The sequence below is a fragment of the Yimella lutea genome (assembly GCF_006715095.1).
In the GTDB taxonomy this organism is placed as follows: Bacteria; Actinomycetota; Actinomycetes; order Actinomycetales; family Dermatophilaceae; genus Yimella; species Yimella lutea.
The window spans coordinates 275,478-292,373 of record NZ_VFMO01000001.1; the positions used below are offsets into that span (position 1 = coordinate 275,478).

Here is a 16,896-nt window from a genome sequence, read left to right on the forward strand (position 1 = left end):
CTTGACATGTCAACTACGCCGAAGGGAGCCCGGAAATGAGCGGGAACGAGACACCCGAGCCGCGTTGGCTCGACGACCGACAGCAGCAGGTCTGGCGCCAATGGCTGCTCGCACATCGCGAGTTGAACGCGCTGATCTCGCGGCAGTTGCAGGCCGACGGCGGACTCTCACTACCCGACTTCGAGGTGTTGGTCGCACTGAGCGAGGCACCTGACCGCCGGTTGCGCGCCACCGTGCTGGCCGACGGGATGTTCTGGGAGCGCAGCCGACTGTCGCATCAGGTCAAGCGGATGGAAGCACGCGGACTGGTCAGCCGTATCGACTGTGAGCAGGACCGCCGCGGTGCCTGGATCGGGATCACGGCCGAGGGTCAAGCCGCGCTCGACAAGGTCGCACCCGGCCACGTCGAGACGGTGCGCCGTCACCTGTTCGATCGCCTGGATGAGGCATCGCTGGAGGCCCTGGGCCGCGCGACCAGCGCGGTGCTGGACGGCATCGACGGGCCTGAGGTCACCTACCCGAACACGAAGGTTTCCTGATCCGAGGAGGTTTCCTCCTTCCCGGAACGGTGATCGAACCTTCTCAACGGTAGAGAACCTTCTGCGTCCGACCGGCGACCGTCCCCCTGGTTTGACAGGATCGACCCATGCTCAAGGGCCACCTCTTCCTACTGCACGCCGACCTGGCCGATGTCGCGTACGACGCGATCGTCCTGCCCACTGACTCCACCTTCTCGGTGCGTGAGGAATGGACGAAGCTCGGCGTCGACACCAGCAAGCCCGCACGCTTCGACGAACAGCACTTCGGCAGGACCGGTCGCACCTGGTGGGTCGACGTAACCGACCGCGGACGCTCGGACGCTGACGCGCTCGTCGCGCACCTCGCCGCTTGTCTGGACGATGTCGCCGCGACACTGAACACCCGCCTGGCGCGGGTCGCCGTCCCGGTGCTCGGCGTCGGCGGTGGCGGGCTCGACGACGAATCCGGCTCTGTCCAAGGCCGATTGCTCGACGTACTGGTGAAAGCCGCCGAGCATCACGTGCTCGACATCCTGCTCACGACCATCGACGAGCGTCGTTTCCAGGCACTTCAGGACGCCCGACTCGGGGATCCGACGCGATGGTTCCCGGGGTTCGCACAGTCCGGGCGTCCGGACGAGCCCACGCTCTCCCTGGCGCAGACCCTCGGCACCCGCGCCCGCAAGGGTGAACTGTCGCTCTTCCTCGGCGCAGGCGTGAGCGTCGGTGCCGGACTTCCCGATTGGCGCACCCTCGTTGCCCGGATCGTGGCAGCCGCGAAGTTGCCGGACACGATCACGCCCCAGTCGTTCGGCGAACTGTCGCTGCTGGATCAGGCCGAGTTGCTGCAGCGGCGCGACCCGAAGTTCGCCTCGGCGGTCGTCGATCAGGTCAAGACGGTCAAGCGTCCCGGGCTGTCGCATCTGCTGCTCGCCGCGCTACGGGTTCAGCAGTCGGCCACCACCAACTACGACGATCTCTACGAACGTGCGGTGAGTTCCGCCGACCACCGCATACGCCTGGCGGTGTTGCCGTACGAACGGCGCACCGACGGACGGCCCTGGCTGCTGAAGATGCACGGCGATGTGCAGCATCCGGACGACATCGTGCTCACCCGCTCACAGTTCGCGGCGTACGACGCACGGCATCGGCCGGCCGGCGCACTGTTCCAGTCGATGTTGTTGACCTCGCACCTACTGGTCATCGGAGCATCGCTGACGGACGACAACGTGCTGCGACTGGTGCACCAGGTGCGCGACTACCTGCGGCCGACAGCCGGCACCGCGAACTTCGGCACCGTACTGAGTCTTCATCCCGACCCGGCGCGCTCGGCGCTCTGGCAGGACGAACTCGACTGGATCAGCGTCGACCGGGAGGGTGACGACCCCGGACGGGTGCTCGAGATCTTCCTGGACGCCGTCGCCATGCATGCCTGGTCGGCATCGACCAGCGTCCTGGACGAACGCTTCGACAGTCAGTTGACCATCGACGAGCGCGACCTTGCGCAACGAGTGCGCGAGATTGCCAGCGAGGTCGAGAGACAGACCGGCCACGCCTGGCAGGGACTCAAAGGCGCCCTGCGACTCTGATCGCTCAGAGTGCGTCGATCGCTTCCCCGATCACGTCGAGGCCTTCGTCCAGTTCTTCGTCGCTGATGATCAACGGCGGGAGCAGGCGGATGACGTTGCCGAAAGTGCCGCAGGTCAACGTCAGCACGCCCTGCGAATTGGCTTGAGCAGCAACCTTCTTGGCTGCATCCGCATTCGGGGTGATGCCGTCGTCGGTGACGAACTCGATCGCCAGCATCGCTCCACGACCGCGCGCCTCACCGACGTACGGGGACGACTGCACGAAGCTTTCCAGGCGCGGCATCGCCACCGCTTCGATCTGTTTCGCACGACCGACCAGGTCATCGCTCTCGATGACCTCGATCGCCGCGAGCGCAGCAGCACAGGCCACCGGGTTGCCGGCGTACGTACCGCCGATGCCACCGACCGGCGCCGCGTTCATGATCTCGGCCCGCCCGGTGACCGCGGAGATCGGCATGCCACCACCGAGCGCCTTGGCGGTGGTGATGAGGTCGGGCTCGATGTTCTCGAACTCGGAGGCGAAAAGCGTTCCGGTACGGGCGAATCCGGTCTGAATCTCGTCGGCGACGAACACGATGCCGTGCTCACGCGCGAAGTCCTGCACACCCTTGAGGAAGCCGGGCTCGGGAGCGATGAAACCGCCCTCCCCCGCGATCGGCTCGGCCACGATGCAGGCGACGTTACCGGCACCGATCTGGGTCAGCACCATTTCCTTCAGCATCGCCAGCGCCTCGGACGCAGCGTTCTCGCGCCCGTTCGGCCAGCGGAAGCCGTACGCGGTCGGCGTCCGGTACACCTCGGTCGCGAACGGACCGAATCCCTGCTTGTAGGGCACGTTCTTCGCGGTCATCGACATCGTCATGTGCGTGCGCCCGTGGTACGCGTGATCGAGGACGACGACTGCCGGGCGACCGGTGTAGGCGCGGGCGATCTTCACGGCGTTCTCGATCGCCTCCGCACCACTGGTGAACAGCGCGCTGCGCTTGTCGAAGTCGCCCGGCGTCAACTCGTTCAGCTTCGCGCAGACGTCGACGAAGCCTTGGTACTCGGTCACCATGAAGCAGGTGTGGATCGCCGACTTCGCTTGTGCAGCAACGGCTTCAGCGACCTTCGGGTTCGCCGCACCGACACTGGTCACTGCGATACCGGACGCGAAGTCGATCAGCTTGTTGTCGTCGACGTCGACCAGCATCGAACCCTCGACATGGTCGATGAAGATCGGCGAGGTGACACCGAATCCGCTGGAGACGGCCTTCTCGCGAGCAGCGTGCAGTTCACGGGACTTCGGACCCGGGATCTGCGTGCGCAACTGACGGATCGACGCGACGGTCGCTGACTGTGACTCGGACATTGTGACGGCTCCCGAACGTGGTGACATTTCGAAGTCGAACTCTTGAGCCCGACCTGGCCAACGGTATGCCCTCGTCCGCGACTTGTCTCCCGGGACTGTCGGACCGTGCTCCTACAGTGGTGCCATGACCTCGACGACTCCTCCCGAACCGCTTCCGGTCGAGGTGAGTCGCCGCTTTCCACACAATTACGCGGTGCTCGACGTCGAGACCACCGGACTCGACCCGCGCCACCACCGCGTCCTGCAGGTCGCGGTCACCCAACTCGATGCATCCGGGTCGATCGAGCGACGCTGGAGCACGTTGGTCGATCCAGGCGTCGACCCGGGTCCCGTCGACCTCCACGGCATCACTGCCGAGCGCCTGGCCGGAGCGCCCACGTTCGCCCAGATCGCACCGACCGTCGCCGACCTCGTCCGTGATCGTGTCGTCGTGGCGCACAACGCACGTTTCGACTGGGCCTTTCTCGCCGCCGAGGCCAAACGCGTCGGCTCGACGTTGCCCACTCGCGAGCGCCTGTGCACGATCGAGCTGACCCGCGCGCTGAAGACTCCTGCGGCCACGTTCTCCCTCGAATCCCTGTGCACTTACTGGGACGTCCCACAGGCCAGACCGCACGACGCCGAGGACGACGTCCGGGTGCTCGTCGAGGTGCTGCGCCACGCACTCACCGACGCCCACACCCAGCGCATCGCGCTTCCGATTCGTGATCCGTACGCCCGGATTCCGTTGCGTCGCAAGCTTCGTCGTCGTTACCGTCGTCTTCGGTGGAAGCTGCGCCGCCGCTGGAACAACATCCGCGCTCACGCACACGGTGTGCCGCATAACCCTCAGGCATAACTCCTCGGTGCCGGTAAAGCGCACCCCTGCTCATCGGTAAGGAAACGGTCAGCGCGAGGACGTCTCCGATCAAGGTTTCGTCTTGCCTTGGTCAAGCTTTGTCAAAGCCACTGTCCTACTAACGGACGCAGGGAGCACTCTCAGCGAACGGCGTGTCACCCCGCACGCCGTTCCCTTTCCCGCTCCGTAGGAGGAGTACATGAAGCGCACAGCGCTCGGCCCCGTGGCCCTCGGTTCCGTTGCCGCCCTCACGTTCGGCACACCTGCCGACGCGGCGCACGTCGCCGCCCCCAAGGCCGCTGCCCCCGCGGCCGCCATGTCGGTCACCCCGGCCACCTACGCCGGTCAGATGGCGGCGGCCGGCAAGGCGGCCGGCGACACCGCGAAGTCCCTCGGCCTCGGCGCCAAGGAGAAGCTGGTCGTCAAGTCGGTCATCACCGACCCGGACGGCTCCACGCACACCCGCTACGACCGCACCTACGCCGGGATGAAGGTCATCGGCGGCGACCTCATCGTCAAGCGTGACGCGGGCGGCAAGATCGTCGACACCATCTGGAACGTCGAGGCGAAGGTCTCGCTGCCGTCCGGTACCGCGAAGGTCACCGACGCCGGCGCCCGCCAGAAAGCGGTCGGCCACAGCGCCGAGCGCACCAAGGACGGCGCGCCGAAGCAGGTCAAGGCGACGAAGTCCGAGCAGGCCGTCATCCTTCACGCCGACGGCACCGCGAGCCTCGTCCGCGCCGTCACCACCGAGGGCGTCGCGCACAACCAGACCCCGAGCCGCCAGGTCGTGATGGTCGACGCGTCGACCGGCGCCGTGGTCTCCTCGAGCGAGAAGATCCACGCCGGCACCGGTCGCGGCGTGTTCGTCGGCAGCGTGAGCCTGTCGACCACGTACTCGGGTGGCGCCTACCAGTTGCGCAACCCGAACACCGGCAATTACACGACCGACATGAACAACGGCACCTCCGGCACCGGCACCCAGTTCACCGACTCCGACGATGCGTGGGGCACCGGTTCCACCAGCAGCCGTCAGTCGGCGGCCGTCGATGCACAGTTCGGCGCCGACACCACGTTCGCCTACTTCAAGGACGTGCTCGGCCGTAACGGCATCTGGAACAACGGTACCGGCGCTCGTAGCCGCGTCCACTACGGCGACAGCTACGTCAACGCCTTCTGGGACGGTACCCAGATGACTTACGGCGACGGCCGCAACAACGCTGCCCCGCTGACCGAACTCGATGTCGCCTCGCACGAGATGACCCACGGCGTCACCGAGAACACCGCGAACCTCGACTACGGCAACCCGGGCGCCGGCCGCTACGTGGAGTCGGGTGGCCTCAACGAGGCGACCTCGGACATCTTCGGCGTCGCCGTCGAGTTCCACGCGGCTCTTCCCGCCGACAACCCCGACTACTACATGGGTGAGCTGATCAACCTCAACGGCAACGGCACGCCGCTGCGTTACATGGACAAGCCGAGCAAGGACGGCGTCAGCCTGGACTGCTACTCCTCCAGCACCATCACCGTCGACCCGCACTACTCCTCCGGCCCGCTGAACCACTGGTTCTACATGGCTGCCGAAGGGTCGGGTTCGAAGACGATCAACGGGGTCTCCTACAACTCGCCGACTTGTGGTGGCGCACCGGCGGTCACAGGCGCAGGACGGACCAATATCGAGAAGGTCTGGTACCGCACCCTGTCCACCAAGCTCACCACGAGCTCGAACTACCGGGCAGCTCGTGAAGGTGCGATCAAGTCGGCGATCGAGCTGTACGGCTCGAGCAGCGCGGTCTGCACCGCGGTCGAGAAGGCGTTCAACGCGATCACCGTTCCCAAGGGCACGGCGGCCTGCTCCGGCACCACCGACCCCGGCCCGACCGACCCGACGCCGACCGGCAGCGAGCGTGTCACCAACGGTGGCTTCGAATCCGGTAGCACCGGTTGGACCGGCACCAGCGGACCGATCACGAACAACACCGGCCGCACCGCGCACAGCGGCAGCTGGAAGATGTGGCTCGGCGGAAACGGTACGACCTCCTCGGAGTACGAGCAGCAGACGGTGACCATCCCGTCGACGTCCACCTCGGCCACCCTCACCTACTGGGTGTCCGTGGACTCGTCCGAGACCACCTCGTACACCGCGTACGACAAGGCATCGGTGACGGTGACCCCGTCCGGCGGCACGGCCCGCACGGTTGCTTCGTACTCGAACCTGACCAAGGGTGCGTAGAAGCAGGTCACGGTCGACCTGTCCGCCTACAAGGGCCAGTCGGTCACGTTGAAGTTCTCGGCCACGGAGGACTCCTCCGCCCAGACGAGCTTCGTCTTCGACGACGTCTCGATCAAGGCTTGATCGAACGCGTCTGCTGGACGTGAAGTGGCCGGGTCCGCGGGGGGACCCGGCCACTTCGCCATTCTCTTTGCCTGTCAGACCAATTCCCGATCCGGCACGTGCTGCAACCTGCTCGGCCAACCGGATCTTCGCTCCGATGTCCAGGTTCAGTGCAGTGACCAGCACCCCCCGGACGATGACGGTCTTTCCCCTCGGTCTGCGTTGACGAACCTAACCCTCCTCCCCAGGGGTGGGCAGCACACTCCCGTCCACTGGCGGGTTCGAGGTCGGGCCAACCCGACACGGCGGACGACCCGCCTCGTTAGGGTCGGGTCATGAACCGGTCCTATTGCGCCCTGTACGTCGATGCCGGATACCTGTTGGCGGCCACCGCCACCTGCGTCTCGGGGAGTTCGTTGCGTGCCGGTGTGGTCGTGGACCATCAGCGTTTGATCGAGCAGCTCATCGCGCAGGCGGAACGGCTGAGCGGACTGCCGTTGCTGCGCGTCAACTGGTACGACTCCGGCGGTCAGCGTGGTGGCAACCCGGACGAACTTCAGGAACGCATCGGCATGCTGCCGCGCGTGAAACTGCGCTTGGGACGCCTGTCGTACGGCGGCGAGCAGAAGGGTGTCGACCTGCGCATCGGGCTCGACCTCGCCACCCACAGCCGCAACCGGATCGTCGACATCATCTATCTGCTCAGCGGCGACGACGATCTCACCGAAGCAGTGGAGGAAGCTCAGCACCTCGGCGCCCAGGTGATCGTGTTGGCCGTGCCGGACAAGGACGGGAACCCCAACGGTGTCTCCAAGCACCTGTGGCGCGAGGCCGACGACGTCCAGCTCGTCGATCCGTCGATCATCGACGACACCGTGTTCGTGCGCACCACGCCGGCTCCCGCCCCCGAGCAGCCTTCGGCCAGCGAAACCGCTGAACCGCAAGTAGATTCGGCGCCTACTCCCACGAGTATCGGCGCTCGCCCGAGCCCGAAACAGATGCCCGCCAGGCGGGTCGACCGACCGGCGCCCATCCCGGTACCGATTGACTTCGACCGGGTCGACCCGGCGATGTTGGTCACCGCCGACGAGGAGGCCGCGATCACCGCGGTCAGCAAGGCCGTCGTGTCGTCGTGGATGCGTTCGGCGTCGCCGAGCGCACGCGCTCACCTGCTGGAGCGCAAGCCGTCGATACCGCCGGAACTCGACCGGGCGCTGCTGGTCGACCTGTCCGGTCGCCTCGGTGTCTACGAGATCAGCGAGCCCACCCGTTTTCGGCTTCGTACCCGATTCTGGGACGTCGCCGAGGAATTCGCCGAGTAGCGGGAGCAAACGAAAAGTGGCCGCAGGAGCGGCCACTTTCGTTGATTACGGGTGTAGGTCACTCGGCGTCGTCGAAGTCCTTGGCGACGCGGCGGTGGGCTTCCCAGATCTCCTGCGGCAAACGCTCGAACGCCTTGAGGTGCTCCTCGCGGTAGCCCATCTCTTCGCGCCAGCGCGGCACGTCGATCGACAGGATCCTGTCGAGGTCGGCCTGCGGCATCTCCAGGCCTTCGAGGTTGAGTTCCTCCTGCTTGGGGATGATGCCGGCCGGCGTCTTGACGCCGTCGACCTCGCCGTTCTTCAGCGCCATCAGCCACAGCAGCGGACGCAGGTTCTCGCGGTAGCCGGGCCACAGGTAGTGACCGTCCTCCTGGCTGCGCTGGAACCAGTTCACGTGCGCGAAGATCGGCTTGTCCTTGACGGCGCCGATGATGTCGAGCCAGTGCTGGGCGTAATCGCCCTCGCCGTACGACATGAACGGGCGCATCGACATCGGGTCGTAACGCAGCACGCCCTCCTTGCCGTCGGCCGCAGCGGTCGCCTCGGCGCCGAGCGTCAGACCGTCGTACACACCTTCGGCGAGGTCGTCGATCGCGCGGATCAGCGGCTCACGGTCCCGGGTGCGGCCACCGAAGATGATGCCGTCGATCGGCACACCCTTGGGGTCCTCGAAGTCCTGCGCGACGTTCGGCACATTGGCCAGCGTCGTGGTGAAGCGGCTGTTCGGGTGCGCCCACGGGGCGCTCTTCTCATCGTCGCTGCGCTCGGAGATGAGGCGACCGCGCCAGTCACGCCAGCCCTCGACGTCCGAGGGGGTGTTCGGGGTCTTGCCCTCCCACCACACCTCGTGGGTCTTCTCGTTGTAGGCGACGTTGGTGAAGATCGTGCCGGTGCCGGGTGCCACGGACGCGAGCGCCGTCGGGTTGGTCTTCTCGTTGGTGTCCTTGGCGACACCGAACGCACCGAACTCGGGGTTCATGCCGTAGAGCTTGCCGTCGTCGCCGACCCACAGCCAGGCGATGTCGTCGCCGTAGAAGGAGACTTCGTACCGGTCGCCCAGGGCGTCCGGCGGGAGCATCATGGCCAGGTTGGTCTTGCCCGAGGCACTCGGGAAGCCACCACAGATGTGGTACTCCTTGCCGGTCTCCTTGTCCTTGATGCCGATCAGCATGAACTGCTCGGACAGGAACTCCTTGGAGGCCCATCCGTCGTACGCCGCCTGGCGCAGACCGTGGGCGATCTTGCCCAGCAAGGCGTTGCCGCCGTAGCTGGAACCGAAGTGCAGGATGGTGCGCTCGTCGGCGACGGTGACGAAGTAACGCTGGTCGTCGTCGGTGCCCTGGCCGAGGTTCTCCAGGTCGCCGGTGACGTGCACGGCGCGCACGAAGTGGTCGGGCTCGGCGAGCTTGTTGATGTAGTCGGCGCCGACGCGGGCCATGCGGATCATGTGCAGGACGACGGTGCGCGAGTCGGTGAGTTCGACCCCGGCGGCGTACTTCTCCAGCGGAGCGCCGGGGGGCGACATCAGGTAGGGGACGACGTACATCGTCTTGCCCTTCGAGGCGCCGGTCATGCGCTCGCCCTGGACCTGCTTCATCTCCTGCGCCGGGCGCCAGTTGTTGTAGACACCCTTGTCGCTCTCACGGTTCGTGGCGACGATGGTGCGCTCCTCCGAGCGCGCGGTGTCCTTCTCGTAGCTGCGCGAGTAGTACAGGCCCTCCCCGGCCGGCTCGAGCTCGCCCGCGTCCAGGCATTCCTGGATCAGTCGCGCGTCATCCTCGGCGCCGACCACTTCGACGCGGTCCGCGCCGGTGATCTTCGCCCAGTGTTCGACGTACTCGCGAACATGGGGATTCGTCAGGCCACCGGCTTCGAGCGCCGCCGCCACATCAACCATCGGTTCACTTCCCTCTCAACGGGTGCGAGGCATGACGTCGCGTTCGGACGTCATTGTCCTAGCTACTACTCAGAATAGTACTTCTTCTGGGGTTGGCCGTGCTGGGGTCAAATCTGCCATGGCCGACAGCGGCGGTGTGACGCGGGTCCTATTTATTTACCCGTCGGTAACATCTTGGCTCACGCAGGACAAAGCCCGATCTTTGTCAGCAGTTGCTGTCACTCAGGTGGTCGACCCGCGTTCGACCTCACCCAACACACCGTCGCTGCGCAGGTCACCCAGTCGATCGACCAGCCGCTCGCGCAACGTCCACGGGTCGATGGTGTTGACGAACACCCCTGTGCCGCCTTCGAATCCGGCCGGGTTGTTGATCCGCCACTTGATGACCGCCCGCAGCGGCATGCGCACGCCCGGCACGGACGGCGGCTGGTGGTGCCACTCCTCGTTCGTGGGTACGAGCACGCCGGTCGCGGCGTGACAGGCGTGGACCAGATCGGACCAGCCGCGCAGCACCTCGTCCCCCAACTCCCACGGCAGCCCGTCGGCCTTGGTGAACACATCGATGCCCGGGTAGCGGTGCCCGACGCCGGCGAATGCGATCGCGTGCTCGTTCTCGGCGATGACCAGACCGTGCGTGCGCGCGAGGTCGGGCCCGAACCGGCGGTAGATCTCCGGGTCCTTGCGCCACTTGGCGATCTCCCCGCGCAGTCGACCACCGATGCGGTCGATCGCGACCAGTTGCTTGTGCAGATGCTCGAACGACGCCCCGGCGGGCGCGAGCCAGTTCTGGAAGATCGAGACGTACTGCGCGTGCGGGTTGCCCTCGTACAACCGCCGTGCACTGCTGACCGTCGCTCGGACGAAAGCCGTGTGCTCGTGCGGGCTGAGCGTGCCGGACGACGCGAGCTGGTCGGTGCGCGTCGCGCCGTCGACGTAGTGCCGGCGGGCGACGATCACGTCATGGCAGCCGGCGAAGAAGCCGCGTGACTCGTTCTGCAGCAGGTCGTCGTCCAGGTCGGCGGATTCCTCACCCTTGGCCTTCAACCGGGTGCGGACGAGGTCGCGAACGTGCCGGCGACCCAGTTCCGTCGACAGGTAGTGCTCCTCGCGCTCGAGTGCCGCCGGACCACCGTCGTACCCGTGGTTGAGGTGCCAGTAGTCGTAGGAGAGGATCTCGAAAAGGTTTGGTATCCGGCGGAACTCGGCCGGCGCCGCAATCACCTCGTCCGCCGTGAGGTCACTTGTCTCGACCCAGCCGGACTCGACCCGCGTCCAACGAGTGCGCTCCGGCGTCGTCTCCAGGTAGCGCCCTTCGCAGAACGCGCACCGGTTGCGGATCTCGTGTTCGGTGAGCGAGTGCACGTCGTCCAGCACCGACGGCAGCGGACGGTTGCCGCGGCCGGGCACCGTCCACACCTCCGTGCCGGAGAACGGGTTGATCTGCTTCACGGTGCCGTCGGGCAGTCGCAGCAACGGCTCCATGCACTCAACCCTAGGTCGCGGGGGATACTCGGTCAGACCGCGCCACCGCCTTGACACCGCCTCGCCACCGTCCCGCTAGGAGCACCCCATGGCCCTCACCCTCGGGTACAAAGCGTCAGCCGAGCAGTTCGGCCCGCGCGAACTCGTCGACCTGGGCGTCGCCGCCGAGCAACACGGAATGCAGTCGGCCTTTGTCAGCGACCATTTCCAGCCGTGGCGCCACGACGGCGGGCACGCACCGTTCGCGATCTCGTGGATGTCGGCCGTGGGCGCGCAGACCAGCGACATCACGCTCGGCACGTCCGTCATGACTCCGACCTTCCGTTACAACCCCGCGGTCATCGCGCAGGCGTTCGCAACGATGGGCTGCCTGTTCCCGGGACGGGTCGTGCTCGGCGTCGGCACCGGCGAGGCGTTGAACGAGATCGCCACCGGGTTCGAGGGCGAGTGGCCGCCGTTCAAGGAACGCTTCGCCCGTCTGCGTGAGGCCGTCCGACTGATGCGACAGCTGTGGAAGGGCGACGAGGTCACCTTCGAGGGCGATTACTACCGCACCGACTCGGCGTCGATCTACGACGTGCCCGACGGCGGGATCCCGGTGTACGTCGCGGCCGGCGGTCCGACCGTCGCCAAGTACGCCGGACGCATGGGCGACGGGTTCATCTGCACCTCCGGCAAGGGCATGTCGCTCTACACCGACGAACTGCTGCCCGCGGTGAAGGAGGGCGCTGAGCTGGGCAAGGGTTCTTACGAGGCCCTCGACAAGATGATCGAGATCAAGTTGTCGTACGACACCGACCCGGCGAATGCCCTTGAGAACACTCGCTTCTGGGCTCCCCTGTCACTCACTCCCGAGCAGAAGCACTCGGTCGATTCACCGCGCGAGATGGAGCGCCTGGCCGACGAACTCCCGATTGAGCAGGTCGCCAAGCGGTGGATCGTCGCCTCGAACCCGGACGAGGTGCTCGAGCAGGTCAAGCCGTACGTCGACGCCGGATTCGACCACCTGGTCTTCCACGCGCCCGGCCACGACCAGCGCCGCTTCCTGGAGCAGTTCGAGCGCGACCTGGCCGACCCCCTGCGCTCCCTCGGCTGACAAGCAGAATCCGCGTGAGTTTGTGCCCTTCGCCGAGTCGGGCGAAGGGCACAAACTCACGCCGATTTCAGCACTGTCTGCGCAAGCATGGCCAACGCGGTGGACGGTCTGTACCCGCCCTTCCCCGATAAAGTGCGTCCGCTCGTGCCGTGCGGCCGCGCTGCGTTCGACGCGTTCTGCGAACTTTCGTGGGTGAGTGTCCGGGGTACTGTGGAGGTCGCGCGTTCACGCGCCCTGCTCCGCTGCCAGGCCGGTCGGAGCCGAACGACACAGCCGCCGATGCCAGGCCGATCGGCTGGAGAACTGTCATGCCTGTAGAGATCAGTCCCGAGCGGATCGCCGAACTCACCGAGATCGAGGCGGCCAAGCTCGACAAGAAGACCCAGAAGTCCAAGGAGATGTACGCCCGGGCGCAGAAGCACCTCGCCGGCGGCGTCGCGTCGTCCTACCAGCTGCGCGACCCGTGGCCGATCTACCTGGAGGGTGGTTCGGGCCCGCGCGTGTGGGACGTCGACGGCAACGAGATGTGGGACTTCCACAACGGCTTCGGCTCGATGGTGCAGGGTCACGCGAACCCGATCATCGGCAAGGCGATCGCCGACCGTTACCCCAAGGGCACGCACTTCGCGGCACCCACCGAGGACGCCATCGTCGTCGGTGACGAGCTCGCCCGCCGCTGGAACCTACCGAAGTGGCGTTTCACGAACTCCGGTTCGGAGTCGACGATGGACGCCATCCGCATCGCTCGTGCCTACGCCGGTCGCGACACCGTGATGAAGATCTTCGGTTCGTACCACGGCCACCACGACACCGTCATGGTCTCGATCGGCGTGCCCTACGGCGAGATCGGCGACAAGGACGACCTCAAATCGCTGCCCTACGGTGCGGGAATCCCGGACGCCACCGTCCAGATGACCGTCGCGGTGCCGTTCAACGACGCCGACGCGATGGAGCGGCGCATCGTTGCCCTCGACAAGGAGGGCCGCAAGCCGGCCTGCGTGATCATGGAAGCCGCGATGATGAACCTCGGCGTCGTGCTCCCCGAACCCGGTTACCTCGAGGCCGTCCGTGAGATCACCAAGAAGCACGGCATCGTGCTGATCTTCGACGAGGTCAAGACCGGCCTGCAGGTTGCTCCGGGTGGCGCCACCGAACTGTTCGGCGTGCTGCCCGACATGGTCACGCTCGCCAAGGGTCTCGGCGCGGGTCTGCCCACCGGTGCGATCGGTGGAACCGAAGAGGTCATGTCCGTCGTCGAGGACGGCTCGGTCTACCAGGTCGGCACCTACAACGGGAACCCGCTCGGCGTCGCCGCGATGCGCGCGAACCTGCTCGACGTCCTCACCCCGGACGCCTACAAGCACCTCGCGCACCTCAACGACCGCATCGTCGGTGGCTGCCAGGACGTCGTCGACAAGTACGACCTGCCCGGGTACGCCGTCGGCATCGGCTCGAAGGGTTGCGTGACGTTTGCGCCGGAGAAGGTCGTCGACTACGCCAGCTACAAAGAGCACCAGAACGGCCCGCTGGCCGACCTGGCGTGGCTCTACAACATGAACCGCGGCATCTTCATGACCCCCGGGCGTGAAGAGGAGTGGACGCTGTCGATCACCCACACCGATGAAGCCATCGACGCATTCGTGGCGGTGTTCGACGAGATGGCTCGCGACCTCACCACCGGCTGACGACCAATCATCACCGCTGGTTGCACCGAAAATCGGTCATACCCAACGGAACTCACCGCTGGTTGAGCCGCGGGACTGGCGAAGGAAAACCCGCGCGCCGAACCCGATGAGACACAACGAAACCCGGCCACACGTATCCATCGTGTGGCCGGGTTCTCCTTCGCGGCACCGTGGTCTCGGCGCACGCTGCTTGCTTCGTCAGCCGCCTGACTCAACCAGCGTTCGGGTTCAGCTACGCAACTGGAACGCGGCACCTTTCAGACCGACCGGGCGATGAACTTCTCGGACGTCGTCAGTCGGCGGCCGGCTTGGCCTGGCCGTAGACCAGCGGGATGTAGTCGGGGTGCTTGGCGATCCACCCCTTGACGTACGAGCACTGCGGCACGACCTCACGGGTGCCTTCGTCGCGCACCGCGTCGAGCGCGAACCGGACGAGTTGTCCGGCGACACCCTTCCCTTCGTACCCCGAATCGACGACCGTGTGGGTGAACACGACGACGTCCTCGGTCTTGTCGTACTCCGCGAACCCGATCACCTCACCGTCGTGGACGGCTTCGTAACGGCTGCGCTCGGGGTTGTCACGGACGTCGATGTCGAGCTTGTCGGTCATGTCGGGCAACACTTCCTCTGAGTCGGATCCTTGGTCACAACGCTAGGCGTGACTCACGGGTAGTTCAGGGTTTCACGCAGTCCGTTTGCCGCGACGGTTGCGCGGACGCAGCCGGACACCGGGCAGCTTCGGGGCCGGGATCCGCAGCGTCTCGCCCTCGTACCCCTCGACCTCGCCGAAACGCTCGGCCTGTGCCTGCCACTGCTCACGGAACTGCTCGATCTCGTCATGGGTGCGCCCGACGAAGTTCCACCACATGATGATCTCTTCCTCGAACGGCTCACCGCCGAGCAGAATGATCCGCGCACCGTCCGGACCTGCCTGCAGCACAAGAGAATCCGGGCCCTCGTCCTGGCAGACCAGGTCACCGAACTCCAGCGGCTCGCCGTCCACGCTCACCGCGCCGGTGTCGAGCAGCACCCCGTGTTCGAACGTCGGGTCGAGCCGCAGCGTGACCTTCGCGTCGGGCGCGAGGTCGAGTTGTGCCCCGAGCAGCGGGGTATAGGTGTGCACCGGCGACTCAGCGACGTCGGCGAGGGAGCCGAGGAAGACGCGAGCGGTGCCGGCGTCGTCCGCGAGCGCCACCGGCTCGGCCGCGAAGTGCTCGAAATTCCGGACGGTGTGCCGGTCGGCGTCCGGCAGAACAACCCAGAGTTGGACGCCGTGCAGCACGTCCGTCGACTCGGTGGACACCTCGGAATGACAGATGCCGGCGCCCGAGGTCATCAGGTTGAGCTCACCCGGGCGCACCTGGCCGATCGCGCCGCCGGAGTCGCGGTGCTCGATCTCGCCCTCGAACAGCCACGAGACGGTCTGCAGTCCGGTGTGCGGGTGCGGCGGGACGTCCATGCCACCCTCGTTGTTCGCGCGAACCCGTTGCGGACCGTAGTGATCGACGAAGCACCATGCCCCGACGAACGAGCGATCCTTCGCCGGCAGCGTCCGCCGCACGGTGATCGCGCGCAGCCCGCCGAGCGGCACCTCCCGCGGCTTCATCAGTTGCGTGGCCATGACGTCATCCCATCACCGAGTGGCCGGGCTATGAACGAGTGGCCGGGCTATGAACGAGTGGCCGGGGTATAGACCGGCCACCAGTTGACAGCCCGGCCACTCGGTGGAGGCTTTCTAGACGGTCGAGACGCCGAACGCCTCGGCCTGCTTCAGATAGGTCTCGGCCTCCTCGTACCGGGCCTGCCGGTACAGGGTGCGGCCCAGGACGACGAGCGCGTACGCGTCCGTCGGGTTGTCCTCGAGTGCCGCGCGGGCCGCGGCCTCGGCCTTGGTCAACTGCGCGGAGTGGAACAGCGCTCGCATGAGCAGCTCGCGGGCGTCGCCGGTGCCGTGGCCCTCGCCGGACGTCAGCAGTTCCTCGAACTCACGCGCCGCCTGCGCATACTTGCGCTGCTCGAACAGCCGACGTCCGTACTCGTAACGGTCGAACTCCTGGATCATCGGTGCTCCTTCCGATTTCTGATGGAAGATCGACCCCGTCCTGGCGGGCCCGATCTTCCACTCAAACTAGTTTGCCGCGGCGAGCAGTTGCTCGAACGGCGTGACGTCGGCGAACTCATCCACCTTCGGCTTCCGAATGCTGCTGCCGCCCAGGACGGTTCGCAGTTCGCCGGCAGCGCGCTCGATACGGCGCTCGAGCGCGGCAGCGCCCTCTCCGCCGAAGTCGGAGGTCGCGGCGTACACGCCGGTCGGCAGCACGAACGCACCCATGTACGCGAACAGTGGACGCAGCGCGTGATCGATCGCGAGCGAGTGGCGCTCGGTGCCGCCGGTCGCGGCGACCAGCACCGGCGTCCCACGCAGCGTGTCGGGCTCGATGAGGTCGACGAAGGACTTGAACAGTCCGCTGTAGGACGCCTGGAAGGTCGGGGTCACGGCGATGATCGCGTCGGACGCGGTGACCTGCTCGACCGCGTCCTTGAGCGCACCGGTCGGGAAACCGGTGAGCAGGGCGTCGGTGATCTCGTGGGCGAGATCGCGCACCTCGATGTCGTGGACGTCGACGGCACCCAGTTGACGACGGACGGCGTCCGCCAACTGGTCGGCGAGCAACTTCGTCGACGACGGCGAGCGCAGGCCCGCGCTGATGACGGTAACGGTGGTCACGTCAGGTCTCCTTTGCTGGTGATCTACACCCGTAGTCCATGGAAACGGTCGCAAC

The 16,896-nt window shown here is 66.4% G+C and carries 14 protein-coding genes; 7 read left to right on the forward strand and 7 right to left on the reverse strand.

All coding sequences use genetic code 11. The annotated features are described in order from the left end of the window. Positions 1-35 precede the first annotated feature (35 nt). Complete coding sequence (locus FB459_RS01330) at positions 36-539, forward strand: MarR family winged helix-turn-helix transcriptional regulator (RefSeq protein ID WP_141927190.1); 504 nt, start codon at positions 36-38, stop codon at positions 537-539. A gap of 107 nt (positions 540-646) precedes the next feature. Beyond that, positions 647-2,107 carry an SIR2 family protein gene (locus FB459_RS01335; protein ID WP_141927191.1) on the forward strand — a complete coding sequence of 487 codons (1,461 nt, stop codon included), beginning with the start codon at positions 647-649 and terminating at the stop codon, positions 2,105-2,107. 4 nt (positions 2,108-2,111) lie between these two features. On the opposite strand, the gene gabT is transcribed toward FB459_RS01335, so the two are convergent. Then, positions 2,112-3,458 (reverse strand): 4-aminobutyrate--2-oxoglutarate transaminase, encoded by a 1,347-nt coding sequence (gene gabT / locus FB459_RS01340; protein ID WP_141927192.1) that lies wholly within the window; start codon positions 3,456-3,458, stop codon positions 2,112-2,114. A 124-nt stretch (positions 3,459-3,582) separates the two neighbouring features. Here gabT and FB459_RS01345 point away from each other — a divergent pair, with 124 nt between their 5' ends. From FB459_RS01345 to FB459_RS01355, 3 genes are all read left to right on the forward strand, one after another. Continuing rightward, positions 3,583-4,296 (forward strand): exonuclease domain-containing protein, encoded by a 714-nt coding sequence (locus tag FB459_RS01345; protein WP_141927193.1) that lies wholly within the window; start codon positions 3,583-3,585, stop codon positions 4,294-4,296. Between the two features lie 199 nt (positions 4,297-4,495). Further along, positions 4,496-6,529, forward strand: coding sequence for a M4 family metallopeptidase (locus FB459_RS01350; protein ID WP_246092269.1), 2,034 nt, complete (start codon positions 4,496-4,498; stop codon positions 6,527-6,529). Between the two features lie 437 nt (positions 6,530-6,966). Then, a complete protein-coding gene (locus FB459_RS01355) occupies positions 6,967-7,953 on the forward strand; it encodes an NYN domain-containing protein (RefSeq protein WP_141927194.1) in 987 nt (328 codons plus the stop codon). Between the two features lie 58 nt (positions 7,954-8,011). On the opposite strand, the gene FB459_RS01360 is transcribed toward FB459_RS01355, so the two are convergent. Together FB459_RS01360 and FB459_RS01365 are read right to left on the reverse strand one after the other, a co-directional pair. Continuing rightward, positions 8,012-9,850 carry a phosphoenolpyruvate carboxykinase (GTP) gene (locus FB459_RS01360; protein WP_141927195.1) on the reverse strand — a complete coding sequence of 613 codons (1,839 nt, stop codon included), beginning with the start codon at positions 9,848-9,850 and terminating at the stop codon, positions 8,012-8,014. A gap of 222 nt (positions 9,851-10,072) precedes the next feature. Beyond that, a complete protein-coding gene (locus FB459_RS01365) occupies positions 10,073-11,332 on the reverse strand; it encodes a DUF4921 family protein (RefSeq protein ID WP_141927196.1) in 1,260 nt (419 codons plus the stop codon). Between the two features lie 88 nt (positions 11,333-11,420). Here FB459_RS01365 and fgd point away from each other — a divergent pair, with 88 nt between their 5' ends. Both fgd and FB459_RS01375 read left to right on the forward strand, forming a co-directional pair. Further along, positions 11,421-12,428 carry a glucose-6-phosphate dehydrogenase (coenzyme-F420) gene (gene fgd, locus FB459_RS01370; RefSeq protein WP_141927197.1) on the forward strand — a complete coding sequence of 336 codons (1,008 nt, stop codon included), beginning with the start codon at positions 11,421-11,423 and terminating at the stop codon, positions 12,426-12,428. A 308-nt stretch (positions 12,429-12,736) separates the two neighbouring features. After that, on the forward strand, positions 12,737-14,113 hold the full coding sequence (locus tag FB459_RS01375) for an aspartate aminotransferase family protein (RefSeq protein ID WP_141927198.1): 1,377 nt from the start codon (positions 12,737-12,739) through the stop codon (positions 14,111-14,113). 292 nt (positions 14,114-14,405) lie between these two features. Here the strand turns inward: FB459_RS01375 and FB459_RS01380 are convergent, their stop codons facing one another. From FB459_RS01380 to FB459_RS01395, 4 genes are all read right to left on the reverse strand, one after another. Continuing rightward, positions 14,406-14,723, reverse strand: a complete 318-nt coding sequence (locus FB459_RS01380) for a GNAT family N-acetyltransferase (protein WP_129626515.1) — start codon at positions 14,721-14,723, stop codon at positions 14,406-14,408. Between the two features lie 72 nt (positions 14,724-14,795). Further along, positions 14,796-15,734, reverse strand: a complete 939-nt coding sequence (locus FB459_RS01385; RefSeq protein ID WP_141927199.1) for a pirin family protein — start codon at positions 15,732-15,734, stop codon at positions 14,796-14,798. A 114-nt stretch (positions 15,735-15,848) separates the two neighbouring features. Beyond that, positions 15,849-16,175 (reverse strand): tetratricopeptide repeat protein, encoded by a 327-nt coding sequence (locus FB459_RS01390; protein WP_141927200.1) that lies wholly within the window; start codon positions 16,173-16,175, stop codon positions 15,849-15,851. A gap of 66 nt (positions 16,176-16,241) precedes the next feature. After that, positions 16,242-16,841: an FMN reductase gene (locus FB459_RS01395; RefSeq protein ID WP_246092270.1), complete on the reverse strand. Its 600-nt coding sequence runs from the start codon at positions 16,839-16,841 to the stop codon at positions 16,242-16,244. Positions 16,842-16,896: the final 55 nt, after the last annotated feature.

Coding starts and splice junctions, on each gene's coding strand:
- fgd (WP_141927197.1), top strand. CDS start 11,421: ATGGCCCTCACCCTCGGGTACAAAGCGTCAGCCGAGCAGTTCGGCCCG.
- FB459_RS01330 (WP_141927190.1), top strand. CDS start 36: ATGAGCGGGAACGAGACACCCGAGCCGCGTTGGCTCGACGACCGACAG.
- FB459_RS01350 (WP_246092269.1), top strand. CDS start 4,496: ATGAAGCGCACAGCGCTCGGCCCCGTGGCCCTCGGTTCCGTTGCCGCC.
- FB459_RS01385 (WP_141927199.1), bottom strand. CDS start 15,734: ATGGCCACGCAACTGATGAAGCCGCGGGAGGTGCCGCTCGGCGGGCTG.
- FB459_RS01345 (WP_141927193.1), top strand. CDS start 3,583: ATGACCTCGACGACTCCTCCCGAACCGCTTCCGGTCGAGGTGAGTCGC.
- FB459_RS01335 (WP_141927191.1), top strand. CDS start 647: ATGCTCAAGGGCCACCTCTTCCTACTGCACGCCGACCTGGCCGATGTC.
- FB459_RS01380 (WP_129626515.1), bottom strand. CDS start 14,723: ATGACCGACAAGCTCGACATCGACGTCCGTGACAACCCCGAGCGCAGC.
- FB459_RS01375 (WP_141927198.1), top strand. CDS start 12,737: ATGCCTGTAGAGATCAGTCCCGAGCGGATCGCCGAACTCACCGAGATC.
- FB459_RS01390 (WP_141927200.1), bottom strand. CDS start 16,175: ATGATCCAGGAGTTCGACCGTTACGAGTACGGACGTCGGCTGTTCGAG.
- FB459_RS01355 (WP_141927194.1), top strand. CDS start 6,967: ATGAACCGGTCCTATTGCGCCCTGTACGTCGATGCCGGATACCTGTTG.
- FB459_RS01360 (WP_141927195.1), bottom strand. CDS start 9,850: ATGGTTGATGTGGCGGCGGCGCTCGAAGCCGGTGGCCTGACGAATCCC.
- FB459_RS01365 (WP_141927196.1), bottom strand. CDS start 11,332: ATGGAGCCGTTGCTGCGACTGCCCGACGGCACCGTGAAGCAGATCAAC.
- gabT (WP_141927192.1), bottom strand. CDS start 3,458: ATGTCCGAGTCACAGTCAGCGACCGTCGCGTCGATCCGTCAGTTGCGC.